The following is a 26753-nucleotide window of genomic DNA, read 5'->3' as shown; positions in this document are numbered from 1 at the left end:
ACGCGGCTGTTACATTCCCGCCACGTTACATGTTGCTCTTTTACATCAGTTTGCGACGGCGTGTCACCTGAATTTCAAGCTCAGTGATCTTTTTACGCAAAGTATTGCGGTTGATGCCCAGCAAGTCCGCACATTTAGCTTGGTTCCCGCCGGTCGCATCCAATGCGATTTCGATGAGCGGGGCCTCGATTTCGCGCAACACACGTTGATACAACCCGGGAGGCGGAAGCTGCCCGCCGTGCAAATCGAAATACCGTTGCAGGTGTTTTTCGACCGAAGCCGACAGCTTTTGCGTATCTGGCCCGTTGCCTTGGAACGCAACGGTAGGAACCGAGCCGAGCACCGATTGGACCTCAGACAGAGTGATTTCCTCGGCCGAACTGGTCGCCACAAGGCGGCGCACAACGTTTTCAAGTTGGCGCACGTTTCCCGGCCAGTTGTGACTGCGCACTGATGACATCGCGTCGTCCGAGAAACGCCGCACGGGGCTGCCATCTCGCTCGGCACGGGCGAGAAAATGCATCGCCAAAAGCGGGATGTCGTCCACCCGCTCACGCAGGCTGGGCACCGACAGTGTCACACCGGTAAGGCGATAAAACAGATCATCCCGGAAGGTGCCGGCCTCAACCTTATCGGCAAGGCTCTGTTGTGAAATCGCCATGATACGGGGCATCGAGTCGCCCAACGCATCCAACAATCGCACCAAACGCCCTTGCGTCTCCATCGTCAGATCACCGACCTCATCAAACAAAAGTGAGCCCCCTTTTGCTCTCGCGATGACATTTGATGGGCCTTCTGCCCCCTCCAGATCAACATCGCTGGCCACGACAAACGGCAGCGTGCGGCGGTCGCTAAAGTCGTGGATCGCGCGCGCAATCAAGCTTTTGCCGGTGCCGCTTTCGCCCGTAATCATGACCGTCAACTCAGTGTTCATGACGCGGGCGACCAAGCGATAAAGCGCCTGCATCTGAGGCGTCCGCCCGACCAAAGGCAGATCGTCCTCTGCCCCCATAGTCTCTGCCTCGTCTTTAGCGGGTGCCTTGGTTTGACGTGCCAATGCGCGACCCGCGCGCTTCATCAGGTCGGGTAGGTCAAACGGCTTGGGCAGATAGTCATATGCCTCCGCCTCTGCGGCCTGAATGGCGGTCATAATCGTGTTTTGGGCCGAGATTACAATCACTGGTAGGCCCGGACGTACAGCAGTTATTTTCGGTAGTGTTTCCAATCCATTACCGTCCGGCATAACCACATCTGAGATAACTAGATCACCTTTGCCTTCCTCAACCCACCGCATCAACGTAACCAAGCTAGAGGTCGCATGAACTTTGCAGCCAGCCCTCGTCAGAGCCTGTGTGAGAACCGTCCGAATGGTGCGGTCGTCGTCTGCAACAAGAATAGTGCCGTCCATGATAAATCCTTTAGTCAGTCGTCTTAAATTTTAGGTGCGATGGGCAGAGAAATGCGAAACACAGTGCGACCGGGCACGGAATCCACCGTAATCCAGCCACCGTGCTCGGACACGATTTTCGACACGAGTGCGAGACCGAGGCCCGTTCCGTTTTCGCGGCCCGAAACGAAGGGGTCAAAAATGTCATCCATCATCTCTGGCGGAATACCCGGACCATCATCCCTAATCTCAATTTGAAGCGGGACAGCAGCGCCGGTGCCATCAGCTCTACGCACACGGAGCGATAGCTCATAGAAGGTGCGAATGATGATCTTGCCGCCCGTTCCCAACACCTGAGACGCATTTTTCAGCAAGTTGAGGAAAACCTGAAGCAGTTGATCCGCATCCGCAAAGGTCGCTGGCAGCGAGGGGTCATAGCGTTCCTCAATGATGCAATGCGCGGCAAACCCAACCGTTGCCGACTTACGGGCACGGTCCAGCACATCGTGGATGTTAACCGCTTTACGCTCCGGCGGGCGGAGATTGCCGAATTGCTCAACCTGTTCCAGCAGGGCCACGATGCGGCGGCTTTCCTCGACGATCAGATCTGTCAGCTCTTGATCCTCTTTGGATAGGTTCATGCTTAATAACTGCGCGGCACCGGTAATGCCTGCTAAAGGGTTCTTAATCTCATGCGCGAGCATTTCAGCCATCCCAATAGCGGATTTCGCGGCTGTCTGGCTGTCTTGCGCGCGCCCCAAACGGTCCGCGATTTCACGCGGTAGCAATAGGATCAGCGTGTGGCCGGGGATTTCCAACAACGGAGCGATCTGAATGTCACAAGGCTCAGCGGCTTTGGTGCCACTTCCGACCTTCACGCTATGCAACGACAGCGGCGCGAGGCTTTTGCGGACCCTCTCAAACGTCCCATCAAGGGAGACATCGACCGACACCATGTCCCACACGGGCTTGCCCTCAAGCGACCGAGCCGAGGCGTTCAGGAACGTTTCCGCTGCCCCATTCACATGACTTATATCGTTGTTTTCATTCACAATAAGGGCAGCCACAGGCAGTGACGACCAGAGCGTTTCCGTAGGATGCACTGTCATGCCGCCTCCAACTGTGCGTGTTCGCCCAAGGCGATCGGCAGCAACCTGCGGACCTGTTCGGGCGTGGCGGTTAAAACTTCCTTGCGTAACGGCGCTGGGGTCTGGGCTGTATCCATGTACCAGCCCAAATGTTTGCGCGCGACTTTGCCGCCGAGGGCTACGCCATAGAACGACAGCATCTCATCATAGTGGGCCGAGGCGATGTCACTAAGCGTCTTTCTGAATGCGCCAGTATCATAGCTCTCGCCCTGTAGTCCGGCCATAATTTCCGCCAGCAGCCATGGCTTGCCCTGCGCGCCACGCCCCACCATAATACCCGCCGCGCCAGAGGCCGCAAGCGCCGCATGTGCAGTTTCTGTATCGACGATATCACCGTTCGCGAGCACAGGAATATCAACCGCATCAACCACTTGACCAATCGCATCCCAATTGGCGTGGCCCTTATAAAACTGGCACCGGGTCCGTCCGTGGATCGTAATCATACGCACGCCTGCGGCTTCGGCCCGGCGCGCCAGATCCGGCGCATTCAACAGCGCATCATCCCAGCCCAAGCGCGTTTTGAGCGTGACGGGAATGTCGACTGCATCAACCACCGCCTCGATCAACGTGAGCGCGTGATCCAAATCCCGCATCAGAGCCGAACCTGAATACCCGGACGTCACCTTTTTCGCGGGGCATCCCATATTGATGTCTATCCGGGACGCACCCTGCCCGGCCACAAACCGCGCCGCCTCGGCCATCCAATAGGCATCGCGACCAGCCAATTGCACCGACGTCCCAATCCCAGCCATATCCAACTCGGCCTTAGCACGTGCCTCTGGCTTGGCCTGCACAACCTCTTGGCTTGCCACCATTTCAGACACGACCAATCCTGCGCCGAAGCCAGCCACAAGACGGCGAAACGGCAAATCCGTGATCCCCGCAAGCGGGGCCAACGCAACTGGCGATGTCAGGCCGAGTTCTTTTAAGCGTATGTCCAAAAGATGGTCCTAGAGATGTTTCTTTGGGCGATTTGCCCGGATTTATTGATTTGAGTTAGCCGCATACCTGCCGAGTATCAAAGCATTCAGCCCATTAATGCCGCGAAATTCACCAATTGCACAAAAATTAAGCTATAATTCCTTACGAACGCACAGGGCATTGCCAGCGCTGCGCTGAATAAGTAGCTCAGAGGCAAATGTCGAGGAAAGTGAGGCGGGGATGCAATTGACCGCAATTGTGGTCGCGGCGGGCAGAGGCACCCGGGCGCGCACGCAAAAACCCAAACAATATGAGCATGTTGCCGGGCGCCCTGTGCTGGAATGGACGCTGCGCGCGCTCGCGCCGCAGGTTGCGGCGATTGTCGTCGTGCGCCACCCGGATGATACGCGACTTTTTGAGGCGCTCGATTTGTCGGCGATTCATATCCCGGTCATTGATGTAAACGGCGCTGACAGTCGCGATGGCTCGGTCCGCGCGGGACTTGAGGCTGTGCCAGAGGGCACGACCCATGTCCTGATCCACGATGGCGCCCGGTGCTGCGTCACGCCCGCAGTCGTTAATCGGGTAATCAAAGCACTACACTCCAACCCGGCTGCGGCACCTGCCCTGCCCGTCACCGATGCGCTGTGGACCGGGGGCGACAGCACCGAAGGCCCACGTGTAACCGGCACCCAAGATCGCAGCGGCCTGTACCGCGCACAAACGCCCCAAGGGTTTGAGCTGACCGCAATCCGCGCCGCCCACGCCGCCCGTACGCGGCCCGCCGCCGATGATGTCGAGGTCGCCCGCGATCATGGGCTGGACGTCGCAATCGTGGAAGGCGATGATAACAACATCAAAATTACACACCCGGAGGATTTCGCACGCGCGCATCACCTCCTGAAAGGACCCGCGCACATGGATATCCGGCTTGGCAATGGCTATGACGTACACCGCTTTGGCCCCGGCGATCATGTGATCCTGTGCGGGGTCAAAATCCCCCATGATCGGGCGCTTCAGGGGCACTCGGACGCAGATGTCGGAATGCACACCGTAACGGACGCAATCTACGGCGCGCTGGCAGAGGGTGATATCGGCCAACACTTCCCCCCCAGTGATCCACAGTGGAAGGGCGCGGCGTCCGAAATATTCCTACGTCATGCTGTCGAATTGGCCCGTGATCGCGGCTACCGGATTGGCAATGTTGACTGCACGCTGGTTTGCGAAATGCCCAAAATCGGGCCTCATTCCGTGGCTATGCGCACTGAAATGGCCCGCCTCATGGGGTTAGAACTTGGGCAGGTTAGCGTTAAGGCCACCACCTCAGAAGAGCTTGGTTTCACAGGACGAAAAGAGGGGATTGCCTGTATCGCAACAGTCACCCTGATCGGCCAATGAGCGTGCTTGCCGAAGCCATCGCCACCGTCGGCTATGTGGGTCGATTGCGGCCAGCGCCGGGCACATGGGGGTCTCTCGCAGCGTTTCCATTGGCTTGGGTTTTGTGGTCACTCGGCGGCTTACCGCTATTCCTGTTGGCCATTCCATTCGTGTTTGGATTGGGCTGGTGGGCCACCGAACAAGCCACGCGCGGCAAGGAAGATCACGACCCATCCGAGATCGTGATTGATGAGGTCGCAGGCCAATGGATAGCACTTTTGCCTGTGGCCGTTGGCGCCGCAATGTCGGGGGCTGATCCATTGGCGATGTGGCCCGGATTGGTCGCGGCATTCGTGTTTTTTCGCGTGTTCGACATCCTAAAGCCCGGCCCCGTCGGGCTTGCGGATCGGCGCGAAGACGCGCTTGGCGTGATGCTGGATGATGTGGTCGCGGGAGGCTTAGCCAGCATGTGCGTGGCAATGGCCGCAGTCGTCGCGCACGGTGTCATGTGATGACGCCCGAGGACCTGCAAACCCTCATTGCCCGTGGCGTTAAGCTTGTCACTGCCGAAAGCTGTACCGGCGGACTGGTGGCAGCAGCGCTTAGCGATCATCCGGGATCAAGCACGGTTTTGATGGGCGGCCTTGTCACCTATTCCAACGACGCAAAACAGGCACTTTTGGGGGTGCGGGCCGAAACACTCAGCACCCATGGCGCAGTCAGCGAAGAGTGCGCGTGGGAGATGGCTATTGGCGCGCTCCGCGCCCTGCCCCAAGCGAATTTGTCCGTCGCGATAACAGGCATCGCAGGCCCAGGCGGATCAGATTATAAGCCCGAAGGTCGGGTGTGTTTTGCCCTCGCACGGCGTGACGGCGTCCATGAAGATGCCCGCGCACAGACGATTGATTTCGGCGCATTGGGTCGTGAAAAGGTTCGCTTTGCGGCCCGCGATCACGCGCTTCGGTTGTGCCTCACGGGCGAAATTCGACACGATCTGGACCTGAAACCCTACGGCTAGGTGCCGCCGCGCCTGTTTTTTCCGTGCCTAATTTTAGGTCATCCCAGCAATTTCCCACCACCATATCGCCTAATTTTTAATCTTTCCTATTTCTGCGCACGTCATTGCCACCTCGCCTCTTTTTTATGCGGCCCACAGGCTGTTCAAGCACCGGATCACAATAAAAAGACCGAGGGACTTTTTCTATGAATGGTGCAGATACCGCTTGGATCATCGTCGCAACGGCGCTGGTCCTCTTCATGACACTACCGGGGCTCGCGTTGTTTTATGGCGGGCTTGTGCGCGCACGAAACGTGCTGAGCGTGTTTATGCAATGCTACGCGATCGCCTGTTTGATGAGCGTTCTGTGGCTTGCGTTTGGCTACTCTATCGCATTCGGCAGCGGCACGAGCGGCTATTGGGGCGGCTTGGACAAGATGTTCTTGGCCGGCGTCACCGCCGATAGCCTCAGCGGGACCCTGCCCGAGGTCCTCTTTTTCGCCTTCCAAATGACCTTTGCGATCATCACACCTGCCCTGATCGTCGGCGCCTACGTTGAGCGGATCGGCTTTAGGTTCGTGTTGGTATTTTCGGGGCTGTGGATGCTGTTGTGCTACGCGCCCGTGGTGCACTGGATCTGGGGCGGCGGCTTTATGTCCGACGGTGGCATCTTTGGCGATATCGGCGTGCGGGATTTTGCAGGCGGCATCGTGGTGCACGAAACGGCCGGCTTGGCCGCGTTGGTCATCGCGGTGATGCTGGGCGCACGCAAGGACCGCAGCAAACCCCCGCACAACCCCGGCATGGTGTTTCTGGGTGCTGCGATGCTGTGGGTCGGTTGGTTCGGCTTTAATGGCGGCTCACAACTGGCGGCAGATGGTGGCGCGGCGATGGCCCTGACGGTCACGCACATTTCGGCGGCGACTGCGTCCCTGACTTGGGCCCTGTGGGAAAAGTTGAAGTACGGCACCGCATCGCTTGTGGGTATCGTAACGGGCACGATTGCGGGCCTTGCCTCTATCACGCCTGCGTCCGGCTTTGTCGGCCCGGTCGAAGCCCTGATCATCGGTGCGGTTGCGGGCATTCTGTGTCAAGAGGCCGTCAACGTCATCCGCAACATGCTCAAGATCGACGATACGCTCGACGTGTTTGCGGTGCACGGCGTGGGCGGGATTTTCGGAACGATCATGATCGCGGTCTTTGGCGCCGGCGCTTGGGCGGCACAGCTGGGTGCATTGGCCATCGTCGGTGTGTTCACGGTCGCCGTGACGGTGGTTTTGGTCCTGGTCACCCGGATGATCGCCCCCCTGCGCGTCAGCGATGAGGCAGAGGTCACAGGCCTTGATCTGTCGCTACATGGTGAACGTGCCTACGACCACACGTCGTAAGATATCTTTGGGGGCGGCGCTGGCCGTCGCCCCTGCGGACCTTAGGCGTAAAGTTTCTGCGCGCGTTTCTCAAACGCCGCAACCACACGCTGCATCGCCTCGTTAAACACGACGCCGATGACCTTTTGCAAAATCGCGTTGCGGAACTCAAAATCCACAAAGAATGCGACCTCGCACCCCCCCTCACAATCCGTGAAATGCCAGTTCGACTTCATGTATTTGAACGGACCGTCCAGATACTCGGTATCGATCTGAAAGGCGTCCGGGTGGAGCACCACCTTAGAACCGAATTTTTCGCGGAACACTTTGAAAGAGATCACCAAATCCGCCAGCATGACCTCGGATGCCCCTTGGGGCGTGCGCGAGCGAATGCGTGCCGCCGCCGTCCAGGGAAGGAACTCAGGGTATTTATCCACCTCCGCCACAAGCGCGTACATCTGCGCGGCGGAATAGGGTAAGGTGCGTGTTTCAGAATGAGTGGGCATGGGGCCATTTCGCGGGTGACAGTGGCGGTGGATGTCGTATCTTTGCGCGGAAGATTCAAGGAAAACCGCACCAAGAGGGGCATAATGGCGCAACCTTATGTTATCGACCAAATGATCAGCGCCAAGGCAATCGCCGCGCGGATCGAAGAATTAGCCCGGGATATCGAAACCGTTTTCGCTGAAACGGACAAGCTGGTGGTCGTGGGCCTGCTGCGCGGCTCCTTCGTGTTCATCGCCGATCTGGTGCGGGAATTGGACCTGCCGGTTGAGGTCGATTTCCTTGAGGCGTCCTCCTACGGGGACGGTATGGAAAGCTCCCGTGAGGTGCGGATACTCAAAGACCTGCGCGGCGAGATTGCGGGCCGCGATGTGTTGCTGGTTGAGGATATCGTGGACACGGGCTTTACGCTGCATCACGTGCTCAAGCTGTTGGAAACACGCGGGCCCGCTCGGTTGCGGACCATTGCGTTGCTCGACAAACCTGCCCGGCGTGAGGTGGACGTAAAGGCGAGTTGGACCGGCTTTGAAATCCCCGATGAATTCGTGGTCGGCTACGGCATCGACTACGCACAGCGCAATCGCAACCTGCCCTTTATCGGCAAGGTTCGGTTCACAGGCCCCGAAGCAGATCAGGGCTGATTCATCCGTAAATGACGTAAATGGCGCAGCTCCTGCGGGGCTGCGGCACTGGCGGCTAATCCCTGCGCTTTGAGCCGTGCGCGGCTCAGTTGCTGCGAGCAGGCCACAAGGATTGAGCCGGCAATCGCCGTGGCCGCAATGGATTTGAGGGTTAGCGGCACAAGACTTGCCAACTCAGCACCGTTCGGCACCAACCCCGTTTGCAGCACCAAGGGCACGGTGAGCGACAGGTAATAAGTAAATCCCACGATGATTACGGACTTCAGCGCGCCTGCGATGATGCTGCGCGGGGTGCGCAAAAATCCGGGCGTAAGGGGGGGCAGCAATAGGAACGTGCCCACAAAGGCCAACACCACAATCGCGCGCAACGGATCAAACCCAAACGACAGCGTTGCCAACAGCGGGTTGGCCACGTCCAACCATTGCACCGCGATATACGCCAACCCCAAAAACGCGAGCGCATAGAGCCGCAGGATGATCCAGCTGAGCGCGGCATAGGTCTTGATCAAGCCGCCGTCTTTTGGGTGTGCCATCTGTCTCTCCCTCTCTACTGGTGATGAGGGAACAGTGTCCGGCAACTTGGGCACGAATGCGGCAGGCCTTGGGCGATTTGTGTAAAGGTTTAGGGACTGCACATGGCAGCCCCCGAAAATCAGCCCAGCTTTGCCAAACGCGCGGCACGCAATTTGGCGAAATCGTCGCCCGCGTGATAGCTAGAGCGGGTCAAAGGCGTGGCCGAGACCATCAAGAACCCTTTACCATAGGCCGCGGTTTCGTAGGACTTGAACTCATCTGGCGTCACAAAACGATCCACCCGGTGGTGTTTTGGCGTCGGTTGCAGGTACTGCCCAACAGTCAGAAAATCGATGTCCGCCGCGCGCATGTCATCCATGACTTGCAGGACCGATTGGCGATCCTCACCCAAGCCGACCATGATGCCAGACTTGGTGAACATGGTCGGATCCAGTTCCTTCACGCGCTGCAACAACCGCAGCGAGTGGAAGTAGCGCGCGCCGGGGCGCACCTCAGGGTACAGGCCCGGAACGGTTTCGAGGTTGTGGTTAAACACGTCCGGTTTTGCTGCCACGACAATCTCTAGCACCGCAGGATCACACTTGATGAAATCCGGCGTCAGAATTTCGATCGTGGTGTTGGGGGATTGGCGACGGATCGCGCGGATGGTTTGCGCAAAATGCTCCGCACCGCCATCCTCAATGTCGTCCCGGTCCACCGAAGTGATCACAACGTGATTGAGGCCCAGTTTCTTGACTGCGTCTGCAACCCGGCCAGGCTCAAACACATCGAGGTCTTCTGGGGGCTTGCCCGTCGCGATATTGCAGAACGTGCAAGCACGGGTGCAGACCTCGCCCATGATCATCATGGTCGCGTGTCCTTGGGACCAGCATTCGCCGGCATTGGGGCAGCCAGCCTCTTCGCACACGGTGGTCAGCTTGTGTTCACGCATGATGCGATACGTATCTTGATAGCCCTTGCCGACAGGCGCTTTGACGCGGATCCAGTCTGGTTTTTTGGGCTGAGGCGCATCTGCACGGCGCTGCTTTTCAGGGTGCCGCTGTTCGGGAATTTTCAGGTCACGCATCTGGTCGGCTCCTTGGGCGCGGGTCGCGCGCATCGCTGCCCCACAAGGGGGGCTTAGTTGAACATTGAACTATATATCGCCGGACAAAAAATCCAGTGGCGCATTGCCGCGACCCCTACATTCCAGCCTCAAGCGATTTGACGGCGCGTCCAACACCACAGGCAAATCAGCTCCATCGCGACATGCGCCCCGGCAATCGCCGTAGCCCCCGTCGTGTCGTATGGGGGGGACACCTCGACCACGTCGCCGCCCACAATGTTGATCCCGGCCAGATCGCGCAAAATCGCAGCTGCTTGGCCCGAGCTCAGACCACCCCACACGGGCGTTCCAGTTCCGGGCGCAAAGGCCGGATCGAGACAATCGATATCAAAGGTCAGATATGATGGCCCATCGCCGACGATCTCTTTGATTTGCGCGGCCACTGCTCCGGGTGCGGCCTCATGGACCGCGCGGGCGTCAATTGTCGTCACCCCCAGTGTGTCTGGGTTCACGGTACGGATGCCAATCTGAACCGAGCGTTTGGGATCGACGATGCCCGATTTCACAGCCTTGTAGAACATGGTGCCGTGATCAACCCGCGTCATGTCATCATCGGGCCAGGTGTCGGAATGGGCATCAAACTGCACCAATGCGAGGGGCCCGTATTTCTCTGCATGGGCTTGCAGGATCGGAAAGCTGACGTAGTGGTCACCGCCCAGCGAGATCATGCCTGCGTCTTGCTCTAGGATGCTGCGGGCGTGTGCGCGCAACGCCTCCGGGAAATCCGAGATCTTCGCATAGTCAAAGGCCAGGTCGCCGTAATCCGCGATCGCAAATTCCGACAGTGGGTCGAAATCCCAATAGTAGGGCGGATCAAAGGTTTGCAGGCTCGATGCCTCGCGGATCGCGCGCGGGCCGAACCGTGTGCCGGGGCGGTGCGTCACGGCCTGATCAAAAGGAATACCCGTGACCGCCAGATCAAACCCCGTCAGGTCCTTGGTGTACTGGCGACGCAAAAACGACGTCGCCCCCCCAAAGGCGTTTTCGAAGGCAAGCCCCCTCGGATCACCGGGCGCAAAGGCCCGATCCACGTTGCTGCGTGCTTTGGCGAGTGACATCTGCGTTCCCTTCTTGCGACTTGGCGCCATCAAAACCATACCCATGCGTAACTGCCAAGCAGAGTCGCACATTTTGGGGTCGACGCCGCGCGCCCGCGTCTTATCTAGAGCCTCAACGTAGGAGAGCATGATGCCAGACACCGCCTTGCGGGCCGATTTCGTCAACGGGATGTCGCGCGCCGCGGCCACCGTTACTGTGGTCACGACCGATGGCCCCGCAGGCCGCGCCGGTGTGACGGTCTCTGCGATGACCAGCATTTCCGCCGATGGCGACGCGCCTACAATGCTGGTGTGTGTCAACACGACCAGCAGTGCGGCCGCCCCCATGATGGAAAACAAAGCGTTTGTGATCAATCTGCTAGAGGCGAGCCAGCAGGACGTAGCCAATGTCTTTGCCAGCCGCCTGCCCGCCCCCGGCGGCGACAAGTTCAACGCTGTCTCACATGTGCCAATGAAAACCGGGGCACCCGCGCTGGACGGGGCACTTGCCTCATTCGATTGCACGCTCAGCAGCGCGCAACTGGTGGGCACGCATTATGTCGTGATCGGATCGGTCGTGGCAGTACGCCTGCGCGATGAGGGCAAGCCGCTGGTCTACGGTATGCGGTCCTATTTGCGCGCTGAGCCCGCCTAGCTCGCGGCGCGCTCCGGCAGGTCCTGCGGGGCCACCTGCCCTCTAGGGAAAACAAAACACCGGTCTCGCCGGATGCTCAGCCAAAGTGCCGTGCCGGGTTTCGGCAGGAAAACGGCGGGCACCGTTGCCTTGACCATCGCGCCACCGGCCACCGTAAACTCAACAAGGCTTTCGCGCCCCATGAACCGCGCCCGGTGCACGATACCCCGCGCAGGCGTGCCGTGTTGCGGCGTCGGCGCAGGCCCACGACCGTTGCGATCAAAGTCGAGCGAAACGTGCTGCGGCCGAAACACAATATCCACGTTTGTGCCATCGCCCACGCCGGGCACCAAAAACTCACCAAAGGGTGTATGGGCAAGGCCCGCCTGAACTTGACCCTCTAGGACGTTGACATCACTAAAGAACTCAGCCGCGCGGCGGTCAGCGGGTTGATTGTAGATGTTATACGGGGCTGCGCGTTGCACGATCTTGCCGTTGCGCAGCAATGCTATCTCATCGGCCATGCGCATCGCTTCATCCGGCTCATGGGTGACCAGTAACACCGCACTGCCTTCTTCCTTCAACAGCTCCAGCGTGGCATCCCGGATGCCATCACGCAGGCGGTTGTCCAGGCCGGAAAACGGCTCATCCATAAGCATAATGCGCGGGCGTGGGGCAAGCGCACGAGCCAATGCAACGCGCTGCTGTTCTCCGCCGGACAACATGTGGGGGGCCTTGTTGCCAAAACCTGACAAGTTCACGCGCTCAAGCAGTTTGTCCACCCGCGCGGTTCGTTCACCGCCCGTGGCCTTGAGGCCAAAACCGATGTTGTCCGCGACGCTCATGTGCGGAAACAGGGCAAAGTCTTGGAACATAAGGCCAATGCCGCGCGCCTCAGGCGGAACAAAATGACCGGGAGCCGCCACAACGTGGCCGTCAATCAGGACTTCACCTGCGTCTTGGCAATCCACGCCCGCGATGATCCGCAGCGTCGTGGATTTACCGCACCCCGATGGCCCCAACAGGCATGTGACTTGGCCCGGTGCGACGCTCAGCGAGATGTCGTCGACAACGCATGTGCCCTCAAACCGGCGCACAAGGTTGCGCACTTCTAAGCGGGGCGATGTGTCGGGCACGGCGATCTCCGGTGTCTTATTCTGACAAAATTACTTGGGACGTATCAGCCACACGGAACCGAGGCAAGACGCAGGCTGTCCGGTATATGTCGCGGACGGGCAGGACCGCATCCCCGCCTCGCGCCAAATTGCCCAAAACGCGCAGGAGCAAAACATGGAAAAAACCACCCGGGTATGTGTTATTGGCGGCGGTGTCGTCGGGGTCTCGGTCCTTTATCATTTGACCAAACTTGGGTGGTCCGATGTGATGCTACTGGAACGCTCGGAACTGACCAGCGGCTCGACATGGCACGCGGCGGGCGGCTTCCATACGTTGAACGGCGACACCAATATGGCCGCGTTGCAGGGCTATACCATCCGCCTCTACCGTGAGCTGGAGGAACTGACAGGCATGTCGTGTGGACTGCATCACGTGGGCGGCGTCACGCTGGCCGACACGCCAGAGCGGTTTGATATGCTGAAAGCCGAGCGCGCAAAGCATCGCTTTATGGGCCTAGAGACCGAAATCCTGAGCCCCGAAGAAATCGCCCGTGTGGCCCCCGTGACCAACATCGACGGCATCTTGGGCGGACTTTACGACCCGCTGGATGGGCACCTTGACCCGTCAGGCACCACCCACGCCTACGCCAAGGCCGCTCGGATGGGCGGGGCTACGATCCAGACCCACACCAAAGTGCTAGAAACCAACCCACGCCCCGATGGGACATGGGAAGTCGTCACCGACAAGGGCACGATCCACGCAGAGCATATCGTAAATGCCGCGGGCCTTTGGGCGCGTGAGGTGGGCGCGATGGCAGGCCTTGCCCTGCCCCTCCACCCGATGGAGCATCAATACCTCGTCACCGATGAAATCCCCGAAATTTATGAGCGTGACGCCGAGCACCCCCATGTGATGGACCCCGCAGGCGAAAGCTATCTGCGCCAAGAAGGCCGCGGCCTGTGCATTGGGTTTTATGAGCAGACCTGCCGCCCATGGGCCGTTGATGGCACGCCGTGGGATTTCGGGCACGAACTGCTGGCGGATGATTTCGACAAGATCGAGGACTCAATCGCCTTTGCCTACAATCGGTTCCCGGTGTTGGAGCGTGCGGGTGTCAAATCCGTGATCCACGGGCCGTTCACCTTTGCCCCCGACGGCAACCCCTTGGTCGGCCCGGTGCCAGGCCTGCGCAACTATTGGTCGGCCTGCGGTGTGATGGCGGGCTTTAGCCAAGGCGGCGGTGTTGGCCTGACCTTGGCGCAATGGATGGTCGAGGGCCAAGCCGAGCGCGACGTCACAGCCATGGACGTGGCGCGCTTTGGCACTTGGGCCACGCCCGGCTACACCCTGACCAAAGTGATTGAAAACTATCAGACCCGTTTTTCGGTTAGCTACCCCAATGAGGAACTGCCTGCGGCGCGGCCATGGGTGACCTCGCCTATGCATGACATCTGGGAAGCACAGGGCGCGGTCTTTGGCCAACAATACGGTCTAGAGGTCGTGAACTATTTCGCCCTGCCCGGTGAGCCTCGGTACGAGACACCATCCTTCCGCCGCTCCAACGCATTTAAGGCCACCGCCGCAGAAGTCGCAGCCGTGCGCGGCGCGGTTGGCATCAATGAATTGCAGAACTTTGGCAAATACCGGGTGACTGGACCGAACGCCCGCGCGTGGCTCGATCATGTTATGGCCGGTCGCATTCCCAAACCGGGGCGTCTGAGCCTGACCCCCATGCTGAACACGGCAGGTCGGATTGAGGGCGATTTCACGGTATCCTGCATCAGTGAGGCAGAATTCATCCTGACCGCAAGCTACGGCGCGCAAGCCGTACACACCCGTTGGTTTGAGCGGCACAGCCTTGATGGCGTGCAGGTTGAGAACATCAGCAACACACGCACCGGGTTCACCATTGCCGGTCCGCGCGCACGCGATGTACTGGCCAAGGTCACACGCGCCGATGTTTCGCACGCGGAATTCAAATTCCTTGATGTGCGCCAGATCCTGATCGGCATGGCGCAATGCGTCGTCCAACGCGTCAGCTACACTGGTGATCTGGGTTATGAGATTTACTGCGACGCACACGAAGCCCGTCACCTGTACCAAGTGCTCAGTGCGGCGGGCGAGGAATACGGAATGCGGCCCTTTGGGATGCGGGCGATGATGTCGTTGCGGCTGGATCGGTTCTTCGGCGCGTGGCTGAGTGAATTCTCGCCCGATTATACCTGTGCGCAGACGGGGCTGGAGCGGTTTATCCAGTGGTCCAAGGGCGACTTTATCGGACGCGCAGCCGCGGAGGCCGAGCGCACGCAACCACCCGCGCGTGTGCTGGCCGCCTTTATCGTTGAGGCGCTCGATGCGGATGTGCAGGGGTATGAGCCGATTTGGCTGGACGGTGAGGTTGTCGGGTTCTGCACCTCGGGCGGGTATTCGCACCACGCTCAGGTATCCGTGGCGCAGGCGTTTGTGCCCCGCGACCGCGCCACAGAGGGCCTAGAGGTTGAGATCGAAATTCTAGGCGAGATGCGCCCGGCACGGTTGGTCACCACACCTTTGGTCGACCCTGATCGATTGAAGATGACGTCCTAACGGACGACACGATGTGTTTGCGGCCCCTGCGGGGGCCGCGGTGCGCTCCGCGCGGGAGTATTTTGGGAACAAAGGCGTTAGGTCGTGCTGAGCGCCCGGCCCTTGAGGAAAATATGTACCTTATCCGGAGGCGCAGAGAGGGTAAGTTTGCCGCCGCGCAGATCGGTGTGGATACCCGGCAGTTTGGCTATGATGGGGTTGGCGTCTTGGCCCGCGTTTGGAGCGGTGAGATAGAGTTGGGTCACCTCGCCCAGAGCCTCTACAATTGTGACGGTGGCCCCGCAGGCGTAATCCGGTGTGGTGACCCTGTGCATGTCTTCGGGCCGAATACCAACGTTGACCTGCGCGCCCAAATGTTCCGGGATTGAGGGATAATCCGAAGTGATCGTGCCCCCGCCGTCCCGAAGTTTGAGGCGGGTTGTTGTGCCGGTTTCAACAATTTCACCGGGCAGCAGGTTCATCGCAGGCGAGCCGATAAACTGGGCCACGAACTCAGAATTTGGCCTGCTGTAAAGATCGAGCGGTGCGCCGACTTGTGCGATACCTTTGTCCGCGAGAACGACGATGCGCGTGGCCAGTGTCATGGCCTCGACCTGATCGTGGGTGACGTAGACCATTGTGCTGTTTGGCATTGCCTCTTTGAGTTGGGCGATCTCAATCCTTGTAGCGACGCGCAAGGAAGCGTCGAGGTTTGAGAGCGGTTCATCAAAGAGATAGACCTTGGGGTCGCGCACGATAGCGCGTCCGATGGCCACGCGCTGACGCTGCCCCCCTGAGAGCGCTTTGGGGAGGCGATCAAGGTAGGGAGTGAGTTGCAGTTTGTCGGCGGCCGATGTGACGGCTGCATCAATTTCGGCACGGGACTTGCGGGCGATTTTCAGAGCAAAGGCCATGTTTTCGCGCACGGTCATATGTGGATAGAGCGCGTAGGATTGGAACACCATGGCGATACCCCGTTCGCTTGGCGGCAGGTCGTTGACCATGTGTCCGTCAATCTCAAGCGTGCCGCTTGTGATCTGCTCAAGCCCTGCGATCATCCGCAAAAGCGTGGACTTGCCGCAGCCAGAGGGGCCAACAAAAACCACCAGTTCGCCTTGCTCGATCTCTAGGTTGACGTCCCGCAGGACCTCGACCCCGGCCCCGTAGGATTTGGCGACATTTGTGAGTTTCAGCTCAGCCATCGATGTGTGTACCCCTGTTAGGTGTTTGTTTTCTGAAGGATTGCACAAGCCCATGGGGCCAGTTCACCGCTTGGCGCCAAAGCCTCCCCCATGATGGGGTGCCACGCGCCGCTCGGCCCCTGGATGTGTGCCGGGGTCCCGCCCATGTTGAACGCGCAAAAGAGCGTTTCAGTTCCTTCAATCCGCTGGAATGTCAGCACATTCCCTTGCGCGCGCATATCTGTTTGGGTTCCGTGGCGCAGCGCGGGATGAGTACGGCGCCCGGCGATCATCGCGCGGTAGTGGTGCAAAAGCGCGTTAGGATCGGCCTCTTGCGTCGTGACGGCTTGTGGAAGGTGCGCATCGTCCACCGGCAACCAAGGTGTGCCGCTGCTAAAACCTGCGTTTTGGTTGCTCTGCTCCCACACCATTGGGGTGCGGCAGCCATCACGTCCTTTGAATTCAGGCCAGAATTCGATGCCATAAGGATCTTGGAGAGCGTCGAATGGCACGTTGGCTTCGCTCAAGCCCAGTTCTTCGCCCTGATAAAGGCAAACCGAGCCGCGCAGACATAACAACAGCGTCGCAAAGAGCCGTTGAGCGGCGGGTGACAAATCCCACCGAGTTGCGTGGCGCACCACGTCGTGATTGGAAAACGCCCAACAGGCCCAGCCTTCGCCCGCGACGGCATCTAGCCGCGCGAACACCTCAACCACGCGCGCCGCCGTAAGGGGAGCTTTGGCAAGGAACTCAAAGGCGTAGCACATCTGCACGCCCTGCCCGACTTTGGTGTATTCCCCCAACAATTCTAACCCGCGCTGGGCATCGCCCACCTCGCCCACGGCGGCGGTGCCGGGATATTCCTCCAGCAAAGCGCGGAAGCGTTTGAGGAACACAAGGTTCTCGGGCTGGTTCTTGGAATAGACGTGGTCTTGGTGATTATAGGGGTTCACGGATGGCGCGATTGTTGCGTTGCGCGCCTCCGGCGGGAGGGCCGGATTGTCGCGCAGGGCCTTATCCGCGAAGTAAAAATTGATTGTGTCGAGGCGAAAACCATCCACCCCACGGTCTAGCCAGAACCGGGTCGCATCCAGCAACGCGTCCTGCACGGCTGGCGTGTGAAAGTTAAGATCGGGCTGGGAGGTGAGAAAATTGTGCAGGTAGTATTGCAACCGCCGCGCATCCCATTGCCACGCAGGCCCGCCAAAAATCGACAGCCAGTTGTTGGGGGGGCCACCATCGGGTTTGGGGTCGGCCCAAACGTACCAATCGGCGCGCAGGTTGTCCCGACTTTGGCGGCTCTCGACAAACCACGGATGCTGGTCAGACGTGTGCGAGAGCACCAGATCAATCATCACGCGCAGCCCAAGGCTATGGGCGCGGTCCACTAAGGCGTCAAAATCGGCCAGCGTGCCGAACATGGGATCGACATCGCAATAATCGCTCACATCGTAGCCGAAATCCTTCATCGGAGAGGTGAAGAACGGCGATATCCAGATGGCGTCCACCCCAAGCGACGCGATGTAGGGCAGCCGTTGGGTGATGCCCGGCAGGTCACCGATGCCGTCGCCATTGCTATCTTGGAACGAGCGAGGATAGATTTGATAGATCACCCCACCGCGCCACCAATCAAGCGCAGGACCGAGGCCGGAGGGAGCGTCAGTGTTCGCGGACATTAGTATGGACCTTTACTTGACCGAACCCGCGAGAAGACCGCGGACAAGGTAGCGTTGCAGAGTGAAAAACACCAAAAGCGGCACGGCGATCGACGTGAACGCGGCGGCGGCCAGAATGCCCCAATCCCCCCCGCGTGAGCCGAGCAAATCATCGGCGATTTTGACCGTCATCACCCAGCTTTCGGAGCTTGCGGGTAGGAACACCTTAGCCACCAGCAGATCGTTCCAGACCCAAAGGAACTGAAAAATCGCGAATGACGCGAGTGCGGGAAAACTGAGGGGCAGGATGATCTTGGTAAACACCTGAAAGTCGGTGGCGCCATCCACACGCGCGCTTTCGATGATGTCGCGCGGCAGACCGACCATGTAATTGCGCAGCAGATAAATCGCGAGCGGCAGCCCAAAGCCCGTATGCGCAAGCCAAATCCCCAGAAAGCTTTGGCCGATCCCAATCGTGTTGTGAAACGACAGCATCGGCACCAGCGCCAATTGAAGCGGCACAACCAGCAACCCCACCACCACCGCGATCAGCATTCCGCGTCCGCGAAAATCCATCCACGCCAGCGCGTAGGCCGCGAAAGCCGCGATCAGGATGGGGATCACCGTAGCCGGGAGCGTGACCGTCAGCGTGTTAATGAACGCGATATCCATACCGTCAGAGCGGAGGATTTCGCGGTAGTTATCCAAATCGAATGACGGCGGTATCTCCATCGCGAAGTAGAGCGACGGGTCGCGCGTGATCTCCGCTGGGGCAAAGAAGCGGTAGTCTCCGTCCGCGGTGATTGAGAGTGTTCTGTCGCGGCTGAGGGGCAAAACCTCACCCGGTTGTGCGGCGACAGGTGCGCGCGCCGTGGCCCCAAATGCGGTGATCGTAACGGGCCCGGTTTGCCCGGTTTCAGCCGCGATCAAATCCGCGATGTTGCCCGTAATCTCATAGCCCCCAATCGCGGTTTCAAATCCGCCATCGATTGCTCTTGCGTCTGCCGCAGGCGCGCGGACCCGGAAGTTCTGTTCCACCGACAAAGGCGCGGTCCACCACGCGCTGGCCGAAATCGCATCCCGGTCCCGAAAGGACGACACCAACAACCCAATGGTCGGGATTAACCACAACACCACCAATGCCAGAACCGTGATATTCACGACCCAAGAAAGGGCGGATTTTTGTCCCGCGATGCCGGTCATCTCACATCTCCTTACGGGCTTGGCGGATGTTCCAGACCATCACGGGCAGAACAATCAGCATGATCACAAAGGCCACCGCCGTGGCGCGCCCGTCATCGCGGAACATGTAGGACATCATGTAGGACGGCAGGATTTGCGTGCCGAAGTTGCCCCCGGTCATGGTGTAGACAATGTCAAAAACCTTGAGCACGAGGATCGTGATCGTCGTCCAGACCACCACGATTGTGGGCATGATCTGTGGCACTTTGATCGAGAAAAACACCCGTGCCGGCCCTGCCCCATCCAGGATCGCGGCCTCGATTGTCTCCTCTGGCACACCGCGCAAAGCCGCCGACAGGATCACCATGGCAAATCCGGTTTGGATCCAGATCAGGATGACCATCAAAAAGAGGTTATTCCAGAACGGGATTTGCAGAACGTCGATGCTGGCCTCTGTTCCAAAGGCCACCAAGATCGCGTTGATCAGACCGATGTCGGGATTGTTGGCATAGACGAACTTCCAAATCAGTGCGGCCCCAACAAAGGAGATCGCCATGGGCATAAAGATGATCGATTTCGCCACCGTGCCCCAGCGCAATCTGTCCGTCAGTTGCGCAATCAACAACCCAAAGAACGTCGAGGCCGCGGGCACGATCAGCACCCACAACAGGTTGTTGGTCAGGGCGGTGCGAAACTCCGGATCGCCCAGCATGATACGGTAGTTGCCGAACCCGATGAACTCAGCCCCCGTGCGGTTATAAAGCGACCGACTGAATGAGCCAAACACCGGGTACACGAGGTAAAGCCCCAGCGCCAACAGCGCCGGCAACAAGAACAGCCAAGGCCGGATCAGATTGGCGCGATTGATATTGCGCCCTGCCTTTGGGCCACGTGCAGGAAAGAGAACCTTATCCAGCACCACATTGGACGCCCAGAAATAGGCCACACAGCCGCCCACACCGATAAATATCGTGAGCGCGCCTTGGATAAGCGGTGACATCAATGCCCCTTTGACGGCTAAACAACATGGCCCAAGGCGCGCAGGACACGCGCCTTGGAGGATCCGTTAAGGGGGATCACTTTAGGTCGTCCCAGCGGGCTTGGATGCCCTCGGCCACAGTTTTGGCGTCTTCGCCAGTGACGTAGTCGACCATACCCGTCCAGAACGCGCCTGCGCCAATCTCACCCGGCATCAGGTCCGATGCATCAAAGCGGAAGGTCGTCGCGTTGCGCAGGATTTCGCCTTGAGCGCGGCTGCTGTCGTCGATGTAGGTCATCGGGTTCACGCCTGCATGCGCCGTCAAAAATCCGCCCTGCGCCATCCATGTTTCATGGGTAACGGGCAGCTTGAGGAACTCCAACATCGCCGTCGCGGCCTCGGACGGGTCCGTCACGGAAAACAACGTCCCCGCACCCAGCACGGGCTTGCCTAGATCTTTGTCCGCAAAGGCCGGAAAGTAGAAGAAATCCACGTCTTGGCCCATGGTCGTCCCATCTGGAAAGAACGCCGGGATAAACGATGCCTGACGGTGCATGTAGCACTGGGGTGGGATCGCAAATAGGCCCGACGGGCTGTCGCGGAAATCGGTGTTGGCGACCGCGCTCACGCCGCCGTTCACAAAGGCCTCGTTGCGCGCAAATACGCCGAACTTCTCAATCGCTTCGATGACTTTGGGGTCATCAAAGCCGATCTCATTGCGGACCCAAGCGTCGTAATCCTCTGGCGCGTTGATACGCAGCATGATGTCTTCGACCCAGTCTGTCGCGGGCCAACCGGTGGCCGCCCCTGACCCCAGCCCGATGCACCAAGGGGTGCCGCCATCCGCTGCGATCTGATCCGTCAGCGCGAGCAGATCTTCCATGGTTTCAGGCAGATCATAGCCCGCCTCGTCAAAGGCATCGGGCGAATACCAAACCAGTGATTTCAGATCGACACGATAGAACATGCCGTAAAACCCAGATGCGCCATCCGCACCGGGATAGGTCGCAAGATCGACCCATGACTGGCCGGCTGCATAGTTCTGCGCCACCCAATCTGCGGTGTCTTGTGGCAATGGCGTCAGCAACCCCTGACTGGCCAAGTCCGCCGCAAGGCCCGGCTGCGGGAACACCGCCAAGTTCGGCGCAGAGCCTGAGCGCGCCGAAATCACGATGTCCTGTTCAAAGCTGTCTGAGCCTGAGTATTGCACCTGCGCGCCTGTGGCGGCCTCAAAGTAGGCCAAAACCACCTCAAACTTGTCTTTCTCTGCCCCGGTCCATGGCCCTGAGATCGTTAAGGTTTGACCCGTCAGGTCAGTGTCCTCAGCAAAGGCGGTGTAACTGTCCCAGGAAAACGCGCCCTCTCCCGGCGCGAAGGGCAGATGTCCGTCGGCGTTTGCCATGGCGGGCCATAGCGCACAGGACGCAATGCAGCACAACAGTGCTTTCTTCATTATAATTCCTCCCACGTCGCACCTGGCGATCAAACCAAAGCCAGCACAACGAAACGCATGTTTTTAATGTCTTGGGTTACAGCGTGGCGTATTTGAAAGCGCTTTGGCAAGCTTTAATCGAAACAAATTGGCCTTGGATATTCTGCGCGTTGGACCAGCCCGGTACCGACGACCAGAGCCATACGTCTCTATCACGATTACGCTGAATAATGCGGTAGCCCTGCCTCCGCCCTTCGCACTCTTTGACAAAAACTAAGGGGGCCCCTACCGTTAACGCACAATTTATTTCCCGAAAGCCTTTACCCGTGAACCTCAAACAATTGTCAGAAAAACTAGGGCTGTCGCAAACGACAGTGTCTCGTGCTTTGGGCGGTTATCCAGAGGTAAAGGCCGCGACCCGCGAACGCGTACACCAAGCCGCGCTGGCGTATAATTACAAACCCTCGCGCCGGGCGACGTCGTTGGCTACGGGCCGATCCATGGCCATCGGACACGTCATCCCCCTGTCGAGCAATCACGAAATGGTGAACCCAGTTTTCGCGGATTTCATCGCGGGCGCGAGCGAGGTGTATGCCACAGCCGGGTACGATATGCTTGTGTCCGTCGTCAGCGACACGGATGAGCTGCGCACCTATCGAGATTTGGCGGGCAAAGGCACCGTAGACGGTGTGATCGTCCATGCCCCCGTGCCCCAAGACACACGGATCAAGGTCCTGCACGATCTGGGCCTGCCGTTCGTCGTGCATGGTCGGGCAGAGCCGCAGGCGATCGAGTATTCCTATGTGGATATCAACAATTACGGTGCTTTTACGACGGCCACCCACATGCTGTTGGACCTTGGGCATGAACGCATTGGCCTGCTGAACGGGACCAAAGGTGTCGATTACGCCGACCAGCGTGAGCGCGCCTATTGCGAAACACTGGCCGCGCGGGGCTTTGCCCCTGCCCCCGATTTAATCACCAACAATGAGATGACAGAACATGCGGGCTACGATGGGGCAAAGCGGCTTTTGTCCGCCCCGAACCCACCGACCGCATTTTTGGCGTCATCCGTGGTGATCGCGCTTGGGGTGCACCGCGCGCTTGCGGAACTTGGGCTCAAGCTAGGGCGCGATATTTCCGTTGTCTGTCATGATGATGCGCTGTCCTACATCGGCAACGGGGGTGAGACGCCTTTGTTCACCGGCACGCGGTCTTCGGTTCGGGCGGCGGGGCGGCGATGTGCTGAACTGCTGCTTGATCGCATCGCATCGCCTACTGCACCACACACCCAGGAGGTCTGGGATGTCACCCTACACATCGGCCAGTCTACTGGGCCCGCGCCGCGCCACACAGCGGCGCAGGTGACATCCGCCCACGACGCGTGACCACGCGACGGCTGCCAATTTGCTCATGGACTTCAGTTTGGTCGGCTTTACGGCGTCATAGGGCGCGTTTGATTTTTCAGCGCACAGGCCGTTTCGGCGATTTTTGACACAGTTTGCCCCGCATGTTTTGCCGGATGATTATGCGGCATTGTTTGGCTACGCCACGCGATTGATTGTTTTGGCGTGAAAAACTGAACCACGAGTAACCGTTTCTTAGCATCCTTCAGTCTATCTCGGGGTCAAATCGAAATTGAAAGGGACGCGCTTTGAACCTGCCTATGACCCAATTCCTGTGCAATGCGGTGTGATCATGGCCACTGTCATTGCTCTTCCCGCCCGTGTTGATCTGTCGGCCAGTATTGACCTGCGCGACCGCCTTTTATCTGGCTCTAGCGATGTCACGATCGATGCATCCAGCGTCAATATTCTGACCACGCCGGGGCTACAGGTTCTGCTGGCGGCCAAGCCGCATTTGGCAGCGGACAGTCGGGCTCTGACGATTGATGCCCCCTCCGCCGAGTTTCTTAGCTGTTTGACCAGCTTTGGCACCGACCTTTCCGCAATCCAAACCGAAGGGGCGGCTCCATGAATGTTCTCGCCGTAGATGACAGTCGCACCATCCGAAACATGGTCACGCTTGCGCTGACCCAAGCCGGGATAACCTCCCAAGTGGCCGAGGATGGCGTACATGGGCTTGAGGTTTTGTCCCAGATGGCCCCAGACGCGATCATCACCGACATTAATATGCCGCGCATGGACGGGTTCAAATTCATCCAAGAGGTTCGCAAACAAGATGCCTATCAAGGCATTCCCATCCTCGTGCTCACAACCGAAAGCGCGCAAGACATGAAGCTGCGCGCCCGCCAAGCCGGTGCCACGGGTTGGATCGTAAAGCCGTTTGACCCAGCCAAATTGGTTGGGGCCCTGCGCATGGTCACGGGGGGCTAATTCATGGACCCAATGGCAGAAATCAAAGCGTCATTCTTTGTTGAATGTAGCGAACTTCTCGAAAGCCTCGAAGAAGGGCTATTGCAGGTTCAGGGCGGTGATACCGATCCCGAAACTGTCAATGCGGTGTTCCGTGCAGTCCATTCGATCAAGGGCGGTGCGGGTGCCTTTGGGCTGGACGATCTAGTCCACTTCGCGCACCGCTTTGAAACGGTCTTGGATGAGGTGCGATCAGACCGCCTCGCGATAGACGCTGATGCGGTTCTGCTCTTTTTAAAATCAGCGGATTCTTTATCCGATCTGGTCGCCGCAGCCCGGGATGAAACGCCCGTGGATGAGGCTAAGAATGCGGTCGTTATTGCCGAATTAGAAACCCTAATGCCCGGAGGGAGCGATGCCGACGAGGCCACAACCGATGCGGATCAGGATCTAGACTTCGCTCCGATGACACTCTCGATCGATCTGCCCGCTATCGACGCCCAAGTGGACGCGGATATCGATGAGGTCGCGGATGAGGCAGCGGGTACAACGCCAGTCTGGACGATCCGTTTTGCCACGGACAAAGGCTTAAATCAAAGCGGCAACGAACCCCTATTTTTGATGCGAGCCCTCGCCGAATTGGGGCCTGTCATAGCTATCTGTGACGCCTCCGATCTGCCTCCGCTTAAGGTGCTGGACCCTAGCCAAACCAACTTGCACTGGGACCTCACGCTATCAGCCGACACGTCACAAACCGACATCGAAGAGGTGTTTGAGTTTGCCCAGGGGCTATGCACCCTCGCAATCACCAAGAAGACCTCAGACCAAAGCACGCCAGACACAGCTGACCTAGAAGCGCTACCTGTTCTGCCAGACCTTCCCACCTTGCCCGATTTACCCGCGCCCTCAGTAGATGACCAAGCCCCGGCGCAACCTGCCGCAGAGAACACCGCGCCCGAGGCCCCGAAACCACCAGCCCCTACACCCACCAAAGCCGCACCCGTCGCGGCAACCGTACGCGTGGATCTGGAGCGGATCGACCGGCTTGTTAACCTTGTGGGTGAGTTGGTCATCAATCAAGCCATGCTGTCACAAAGCCTTTCGGCTCAGAACTTGACCTCCAATACGACAATCTCGACTGGCCTAGATGAGTTCCAACAACTGACCCGGGACATCCAAGACTCAGTCATGGCTATCCGTGCTCAGCCCGTTAAACCTCTGTTCCAAAGAATGTCACGGATCGTGCGTGAAGCAGCCCACGACACGCACAAAAAAGTTCGATTGGTGCTAGAGGGCGAGGCAACAGAGATCGACAAGACGGTCATCGAACGCCTCGCTGATCCGCTTACCCACATGATCCGCAACGCCGTCGATCATGGCTTGGAAACTCCCGAGAAACGGGAGCAGTCAGGCAAAGAGCCCGAGGGTACGATCCACCTGCGCGCCACGCATAGGTCAGGCCGCGTTGTCATCGAAATTCAAGATAACGGTGCGGGCATCAACCGTGAGCGCGTGTTGTCAATCGCTCAAAGCAAAGGACTGGTTCCAACAGATGCCGTCCTAAGCGACGCCGAAATCGACAACCTTTTGTTCATGCCTGGTTTTTCCACTGCCAAAGAAATCTCCAACCTCTCAGGTCGTGGTGTAGGTATGGACGTGGTCAAACGGGCCATTCAATCTCTCGGTGGGCGGATTTCAATCCAATCAACCCCGGGACACGGCTCAACATTCTCGATCAGCCTGCCCCTCACCCTCGCGGTCCTAGATGGGATGGTGATCGAGGTTTCTGAGCAAACGATGGTCGTGCCCCTATCCTCCATTGTCGAAACGCTGACGCTTGCGGACGCAGAGATTCAAACCTTGGATCAAGGCACCCAAGTCGTTCATATCCGTGGTAAATTTGTTCCGCTGTTGGACCTAGCCGTCGAGTTTGGGTACCGCGCGCCGAACGTCATTCCCGAAGATGCCGTTGTTCTCTTTATCAGCGCCGAGGACGGTGAGCCCTACGCGTTGGTTGTCGATACAATCCATGAACAGCGGCAAGTCGTCATTAAAGGCCTCGCGGACAGCTACGGCTATGTCCCTGGCGTTGCGGCAGCAACAATCCTAGGCGACGGCAAAATCGCCCTCATCCTTGATCCAGTAGATCTTATCGCGCGCGCCGGTTCACCGGATACACCCACCGCCCTTTCCATGGCAGGATAGAAAATGACCCACGACCCAACAGATGCCTCTAACAGCGACCTCGAACTTTTGGCCTTTCGCGTAGGTAAGCAAGAGTACTCCGTCGATATTATGAAAGTCCGTGAAATCCGCGGATGGTCACCCGCAACATCCCTACCACATGCACCTGACTATGTCCGCGGCGTCATTAATCTTAGGGGGGCAGTCCTGCCCATAGTTGACCTTAGTGCACGGCTCGGGATGGATCCGATCAAAGCAACCTCACGCAATGTCATCATCGTGATGCAGCTCGAAACCCAAACCTTGGGCGTTTTGGTCGATGCCGTATCTGACATTCTGACCCTGCAAAAATCCGATATCCAACCGCCACCGGAACTTGCAAACGGCAAAGCCAGCTCATTCATCAGCGGCCTAACGATAGTCGAGGACCGCATGATCCGCGTCATCGACCTTGCGGGTGTTTTGCCTGAAACAGGGCAAGCGGCTGCTTGA

25 protein-coding genes are annotated in these 26753 nt (G+C 58.7%); 12 read left to right on the top strand and 13 right to left on the bottom strand.

Going from position 1 to position 26753, the window contains the following annotated elements:
• Nucleotides 1–40: 40 nt before the first annotated feature.
• Genes PM04_RS01210 through dusB form a run of 3 tightly spaced genes read right to left on the bottom strand, consistent with a single transcriptional unit; the run spans nucleotide 41 to nucleotide 3476 of the window.
• Entirely contained in the window at nucleotides 41–1408 is a 1368-nt protein-coding gene (locus PM04_RS01210; protein WP_038002856.1) for a sigma-54-dependent Fis family transcriptional regulator, read from the bottom strand.
• A gap of 23 nt (nucleotides 1409–1431) precedes the next feature.
• A complete protein-coding gene (locus PM04_RS01205) occupies nucleotides 1432–2496 on the bottom strand; it encodes a nitrogen regulation protein NR(II) (protein ID WP_038002854.1) in 1065 nt (354 codons plus the stop codon).
• Nucleotides 2493–3476, bottom strand: a complete 984-nt coding sequence (dusB, locus tag PM04_RS01200; RefSeq protein WP_052068263.1) for a tRNA dihydrouridine synthase DusB — start codon at nucleotides 3474–3476, stop codon at nucleotides 2493–2495. Before dusB ends, PM04_RS01205 begins: the two co-directional genes overlap by 4 nt.
• Nucleotides 3477–3696: 220 nt before the next feature.
• Between dusB and PM04_RS01195 the strand changes: the two genes are divergently transcribed.
• From PM04_RS01195 to PM04_RS01180, 4 genes are all read left to right on the top strand, one after another.
• Nucleotides 3697–4854, top strand: a complete 1158-nt coding sequence (locus PM04_RS01195; protein WP_038002853.1) for a bifunctional 2-C-methyl-D-erythritol 4-phosphate cytidylyltransferase/2-C-methyl-D-erythritol 2,4-cyclodiphosphate synthase — start codon at nucleotides 3697–3699, stop codon at nucleotides 4852–4854.
• The gene (locus PM04_RS01190) at nucleotides 4851–5345 is read left to right on the top strand and encodes a phosphatidylglycerophosphatase A (RefSeq protein ID WP_038002851.1); all 495 of its coding nucleotides are present in this window, start codon (nucleotides 4851–4853) and stop codon (nucleotides 5343–5345) included. The genes PM04_RS01195 and PM04_RS01190 overlap by 4 nt, the downstream gene beginning before the upstream one ends.
• Nucleotides 5345–5851 (top strand): CinA family protein, encoded by a 507-nt coding sequence (locus PM04_RS01185; RefSeq protein WP_038002848.1) that lies wholly within the window; start codon nucleotides 5345–5347, stop codon nucleotides 5849–5851. The genes PM04_RS01190 and PM04_RS01185 overlap by 1 nt, the downstream gene beginning before the upstream one ends.
• A gap of 185 nt (nucleotides 5852–6036) precedes the next feature.
• Entirely contained in the window at nucleotides 6037–7218 is a 1182-nt protein-coding gene (locus PM04_RS01180) for an ammonium transporter (protein ID WP_038002845.1), read from the top strand.
• 41 nt (nucleotides 7219–7259) lie between these two features.
• Here the strand turns inward: PM04_RS01180 and PM04_RS01175 are convergent, their stop codons facing one another.
• Nucleotides 7260–7703: a type II toxin-antitoxin system RatA family toxin gene (locus tag PM04_RS01175; RefSeq protein ID WP_038002843.1), complete on the bottom strand. Its 444-nt coding sequence runs from the start codon at nucleotides 7701–7703 to the stop codon at nucleotides 7260–7262.
• Between the two features lie 81 nt (nucleotides 7704–7784).
• Between PM04_RS01175 and hpt the strand changes: the two genes are divergently transcribed.
• Nucleotides 7785–8342, top strand: a complete 558-nt coding sequence (gene hpt / locus PM04_RS01170) for a hypoxanthine phosphoribosyltransferase (RefSeq protein ID WP_152593998.1) — start codon at nucleotides 7785–7787, stop codon at nucleotides 8340–8342.
• Here the strand turns inward: hpt and PM04_RS01165 are convergent.
• The 3 genes from PM04_RS01165 to speB form a co-directional block, all read right to left on the bottom strand.
• Nucleotides 8333–8875 carry a hypothetical protein gene (locus PM04_RS01165; RefSeq protein ID WP_038002838.1) on the bottom strand — a complete coding sequence of 181 codons (543 nt, stop codon included), beginning with the start codon at nucleotides 8873–8875 and terminating at the stop codon, nucleotides 8333–8335. The two genes, hpt and PM04_RS01165, sit on opposite strands and share 10 nt — an antisense overlap.
• 119 nt (nucleotides 8876–8994) lie before the next feature.
• Nucleotides 8995–9942: a lipoyl synthase gene (lipA, locus tag PM04_RS01160; RefSeq protein ID WP_038002835.1), complete on the bottom strand. Its 948-nt coding sequence runs from the start codon at nucleotides 9940–9942 to the stop codon at nucleotides 8995–8997.
• Between the two features lie 128 nt (nucleotides 9943–10070).
• Nucleotides 10071–11039 carry an agmatinase gene (speB, locus tag PM04_RS01155; RefSeq protein ID WP_038003811.1) on the bottom strand — a complete coding sequence of 323 codons (969 nt, stop codon included), beginning with the start codon at nucleotides 11037–11039 and terminating at the stop codon, nucleotides 10071–10073.
• A gap of 130 nt (nucleotides 11040–11169) precedes the next feature.
• Between speB and PM04_RS01150 the strand changes: the two genes are divergently transcribed.
• On the top strand, nucleotides 11170–11673 hold the full coding sequence (locus PM04_RS01150) for a flavin reductase family protein (RefSeq protein WP_038002833.1): 504 nt from the start codon (nucleotides 11170–11172) through the stop codon (nucleotides 11671–11673).
• Here PM04_RS01150 and PM04_RS01145 read toward each other — a convergent pair.
• Nucleotides 11670–12788 carry an ABC transporter ATP-binding protein gene (locus PM04_RS01145; protein WP_038002831.1) on the bottom strand — a complete coding sequence of 373 codons (1119 nt, stop codon included), beginning with the start codon at nucleotides 12786–12788 and terminating at the stop codon, nucleotides 11670–11672. The genes PM04_RS01150 and PM04_RS01145 overlap by 4 nt on opposite strands.
• 154 nt (nucleotides 12789–12942) lie before the next feature.
• Between PM04_RS01145 and PM04_RS01140 the strand changes: the two genes are divergently transcribed.
• Nucleotides 12943–15354: an FAD-dependent oxidoreductase gene (locus PM04_RS01140; RefSeq protein ID WP_038002830.1), complete on the top strand. Its 2412-nt coding sequence runs from the start codon at nucleotides 12943–12945 to the stop codon at nucleotides 15352–15354.
• 77 nt (nucleotides 15355–15431) lie between these two features.
• Here the strand turns inward: PM04_RS01140 and PM04_RS01135 are convergent, their stop codons facing one another.
• From PM04_RS01135 to PM04_RS01115, 5 genes are all read right to left on the bottom strand, one after another.
• Nucleotides 15432–16535 carry an ABC transporter ATP-binding protein gene (locus PM04_RS01135; protein ID WP_038002828.1) on the bottom strand — a complete coding sequence of 368 codons (1104 nt, stop codon included), beginning with the start codon at nucleotides 16533–16535 and terminating at the stop codon, nucleotides 15432–15434.
• A 17-nt stretch (nucleotides 16536–16552) separates the two neighbouring features.
• A complete protein-coding gene (locus PM04_RS01130) occupies nucleotides 16553–18190 on the bottom strand; it encodes an alpha-amylase family glycosyl hydrolase (RefSeq protein WP_038002826.1) in 1638 nt (545 codons plus the stop codon).
• 12 nt (nucleotides 18191–18202) lie between these two features.
• Entirely contained in the window at nucleotides 18203–19372 is a 1170-nt protein-coding gene (locus tag PM04_RS01125; protein ID WP_038002824.1) for a carbohydrate ABC transporter permease, read from the bottom strand.
• 1 nt (nucleotide 19373) lies between these two features.
• Entirely contained in the window at nucleotides 19374–20351 is a 978-nt protein-coding gene (locus PM04_RS01120) for a carbohydrate ABC transporter permease (RefSeq protein ID WP_038002821.1), read from the bottom strand.
• Between the two features lie 76 nt (nucleotides 20352–20427).
• Nucleotides 20428–21783 carry an ABC transporter substrate-binding protein gene (locus PM04_RS01115; RefSeq protein WP_038002819.1) on the bottom strand — a complete coding sequence of 452 codons (1356 nt, stop codon included), beginning with the start codon at nucleotides 21781–21783 and terminating at the stop codon, nucleotides 20428–20430.
• Between the two features lie 305 nt (nucleotides 21784–22088).
• Here PM04_RS01115 and PM04_RS01110 point away from each other — a divergent pair, with 305 nt between their 5' ends.
• From PM04_RS01110 to PM04_RS01090, 5 genes are all read left to right on the top strand, one after another.
• On the top strand, nucleotides 22089–23150 hold the full coding sequence (locus PM04_RS01110; protein WP_038002817.1) for a substrate-binding domain-containing protein: 1062 nt from the start codon (nucleotides 22089–22091) through the stop codon (nucleotides 23148–23150).
• A 310-nt stretch (nucleotides 23151–23460) separates the two neighbouring features.
• The gene (locus tag PM04_RS01105; protein WP_152593977.1) at nucleotides 23461–23739 is read left to right on the top strand and encodes an STAS domain-containing protein; all 279 of its coding nucleotides are present in this window, start codon (nucleotides 23461–23463) and stop codon (nucleotides 23737–23739) included.
• Complete coding sequence (locus PM04_RS01100; RefSeq protein WP_038002811.1) at nucleotides 23736–24098, top strand: response regulator; 363 nt, start codon at nucleotides 23736–23738, stop codon at nucleotides 24096–24098. The genes PM04_RS01105 and PM04_RS01100 overlap by 4 nt, the downstream gene beginning before the upstream one ends.
• A gap of 3 nt (nucleotides 24099–24101) precedes the next feature.
• Entirely contained in the window at nucleotides 24102–26282 is a 2181-nt protein-coding gene (locus tag PM04_RS01095; RefSeq protein WP_081945954.1) for a chemotaxis protein CheA, read from the top strand.
• 3 nt (nucleotides 26283–26285) lie between these two features.
• Entirely contained in the window at nucleotides 26286–26753 is a 468-nt protein-coding gene (locus tag PM04_RS01090) for a chemotaxis protein CheW (RefSeq protein ID WP_038002808.1), read from the top strand.

The sequence above is a fragment of the Thalassobacter sp. 16PALIMAR09 genome (assembly GCF_000765485.1).
GTDB classification, from domain to species: Bacteria; Pseudomonadota; Alphaproteobacteria; order Rhodobacterales; family Rhodobacteraceae; genus Thalassobacter; species Thalassobacter stenotrophicus.
The sequence above is the reverse complement of the archived record's forward strand: the minus strand, read 5'-3'. Positions and strand labels throughout refer to the sequence as shown.

Bases quoted from the DNA above. Each gene is read 5' to 3' on its own strand.
- PM04_RS01130 (WP_038002826.1), bottom strand. From the start codon at position 18,190: ATGTCCGCGAACACTGACGCTCCCTCCGGCCTCGGTCCTGCGCTTGAT.
- PM04_RS01115 (WP_038002819.1), bottom strand. From the start codon at position 21,783: ATGAAGAAAGCACTGTTGTGCTGCATTGCGTCCTGTGCGCTATGGCCC.
- PM04_RS01175 (WP_038002843.1), bottom strand. From the start codon at position 7,703: ATGCCCACTCATTCTGAAACACGCACCTTACCCTATTCCGCCGCGCAG.
- PM04_RS01190 (WP_038002851.1), top strand. From the start codon at position 4,851: ATGAGCGTGCTTGCCGAAGCCATCGCCACCGTCGGCTATGTGGGTCGA.
- lipA (WP_038002835.1), bottom strand. From the start codon at position 9,942: ATGCGTGACCTGAAAATTCCCGAACAGCGGCACCCTGAAAAGCAGCGC.
- PM04_RS01095 (WP_081945954.1), top strand. From the start codon at position 24,102: ATGGACCCAATGGCAGAAATCAAAGCGTCATTCTTTGTTGAATGTAGC.
- PM04_RS01140 (WP_038002830.1), top strand. From the start codon at position 12,943: ATGGAAAAAACCACCCGGGTATGTGTTATTGGCGGCGGTGTCGTCGGG.
- PM04_RS01135 (WP_038002828.1), bottom strand. From the start codon at position 16,535: ATGGCTGAGCTGAAACTCACAAATGTCGCCAAATCCTACGGGGCCGGG.
- PM04_RS01150 (WP_038002833.1), top strand. From the start codon at position 11,170: ATGCCAGACACCGCCTTGCGGGCCGATTTCGTCAACGGGATGTCGCGC.
- PM04_RS01120 (WP_038002821.1), bottom strand. From the start codon at position 20,351: ATGTCACCGCTTATCCAAGGCGCGCTCACGATATTTATCGGTGTGGGC.
- PM04_RS01185 (WP_038002848.1), top strand. From the start codon at position 5,345: ATGACGCCCGAGGACCTGCAAACCCTCATTGCCCGTGGCGTTAAGCTT.
- PM04_RS01100 (WP_038002811.1), top strand. From the start codon at position 23,736: ATGAATGTTCTCGCCGTAGATGACAGTCGCACCATCCGAAACATGGTC.
- PM04_RS01165 (WP_038002838.1), bottom strand. From the start codon at position 8,875: ATGGCACACCCAAAAGACGGCGGCTTGATCAAGACCTATGCCGCGCTC.
- speB (WP_038003811.1), bottom strand. From the start codon at position 11,039: ATGTCACTCGCCAAAGCACGCAGCAACGTGGATCGGGCCTTTGCGCCC.
- PM04_RS01195 (WP_038002853.1), top strand. From the start codon at position 3,697: ATGCAATTGACCGCAATTGTGGTCGCGGCGGGCAGAGGCACCCGGGCG.
- PM04_RS01205 (WP_038002854.1), bottom strand. From the start codon at position 2,496: ATGACAGTGCATCCTACGGAAACGCTCTGGTCGTCACTGCCTGTGGCT.
- PM04_RS01210 (WP_038002856.1), bottom strand. From the start codon at position 1,408: ATGGACGGCACTATTCTTGTTGCAGACGACGACCGCACCATTCGGACG.
- PM04_RS01125 (WP_038002824.1), bottom strand. From the start codon at position 19,372: ATGACCGGCATCGCGGGACAAAAATCCGCCCTTTCTTGGGTCGTGAAT.
- PM04_RS01090 (WP_038002808.1), top strand. From the start codon at position 26,286: ATGACCCACGACCCAACAGATGCCTCTAACAGCGACCTCGAACTTTTG.
- PM04_RS01180 (WP_038002845.1), top strand. From the start codon at position 6,037: ATGAATGGTGCAGATACCGCTTGGATCATCGTCGCAACGGCGCTGGTC.
- PM04_RS01105 (WP_152593977.1), top strand. From the start codon at position 23,461: ATGGCCACTGTCATTGCTCTTCCCGCCCGTGTTGATCTGTCGGCCAGT.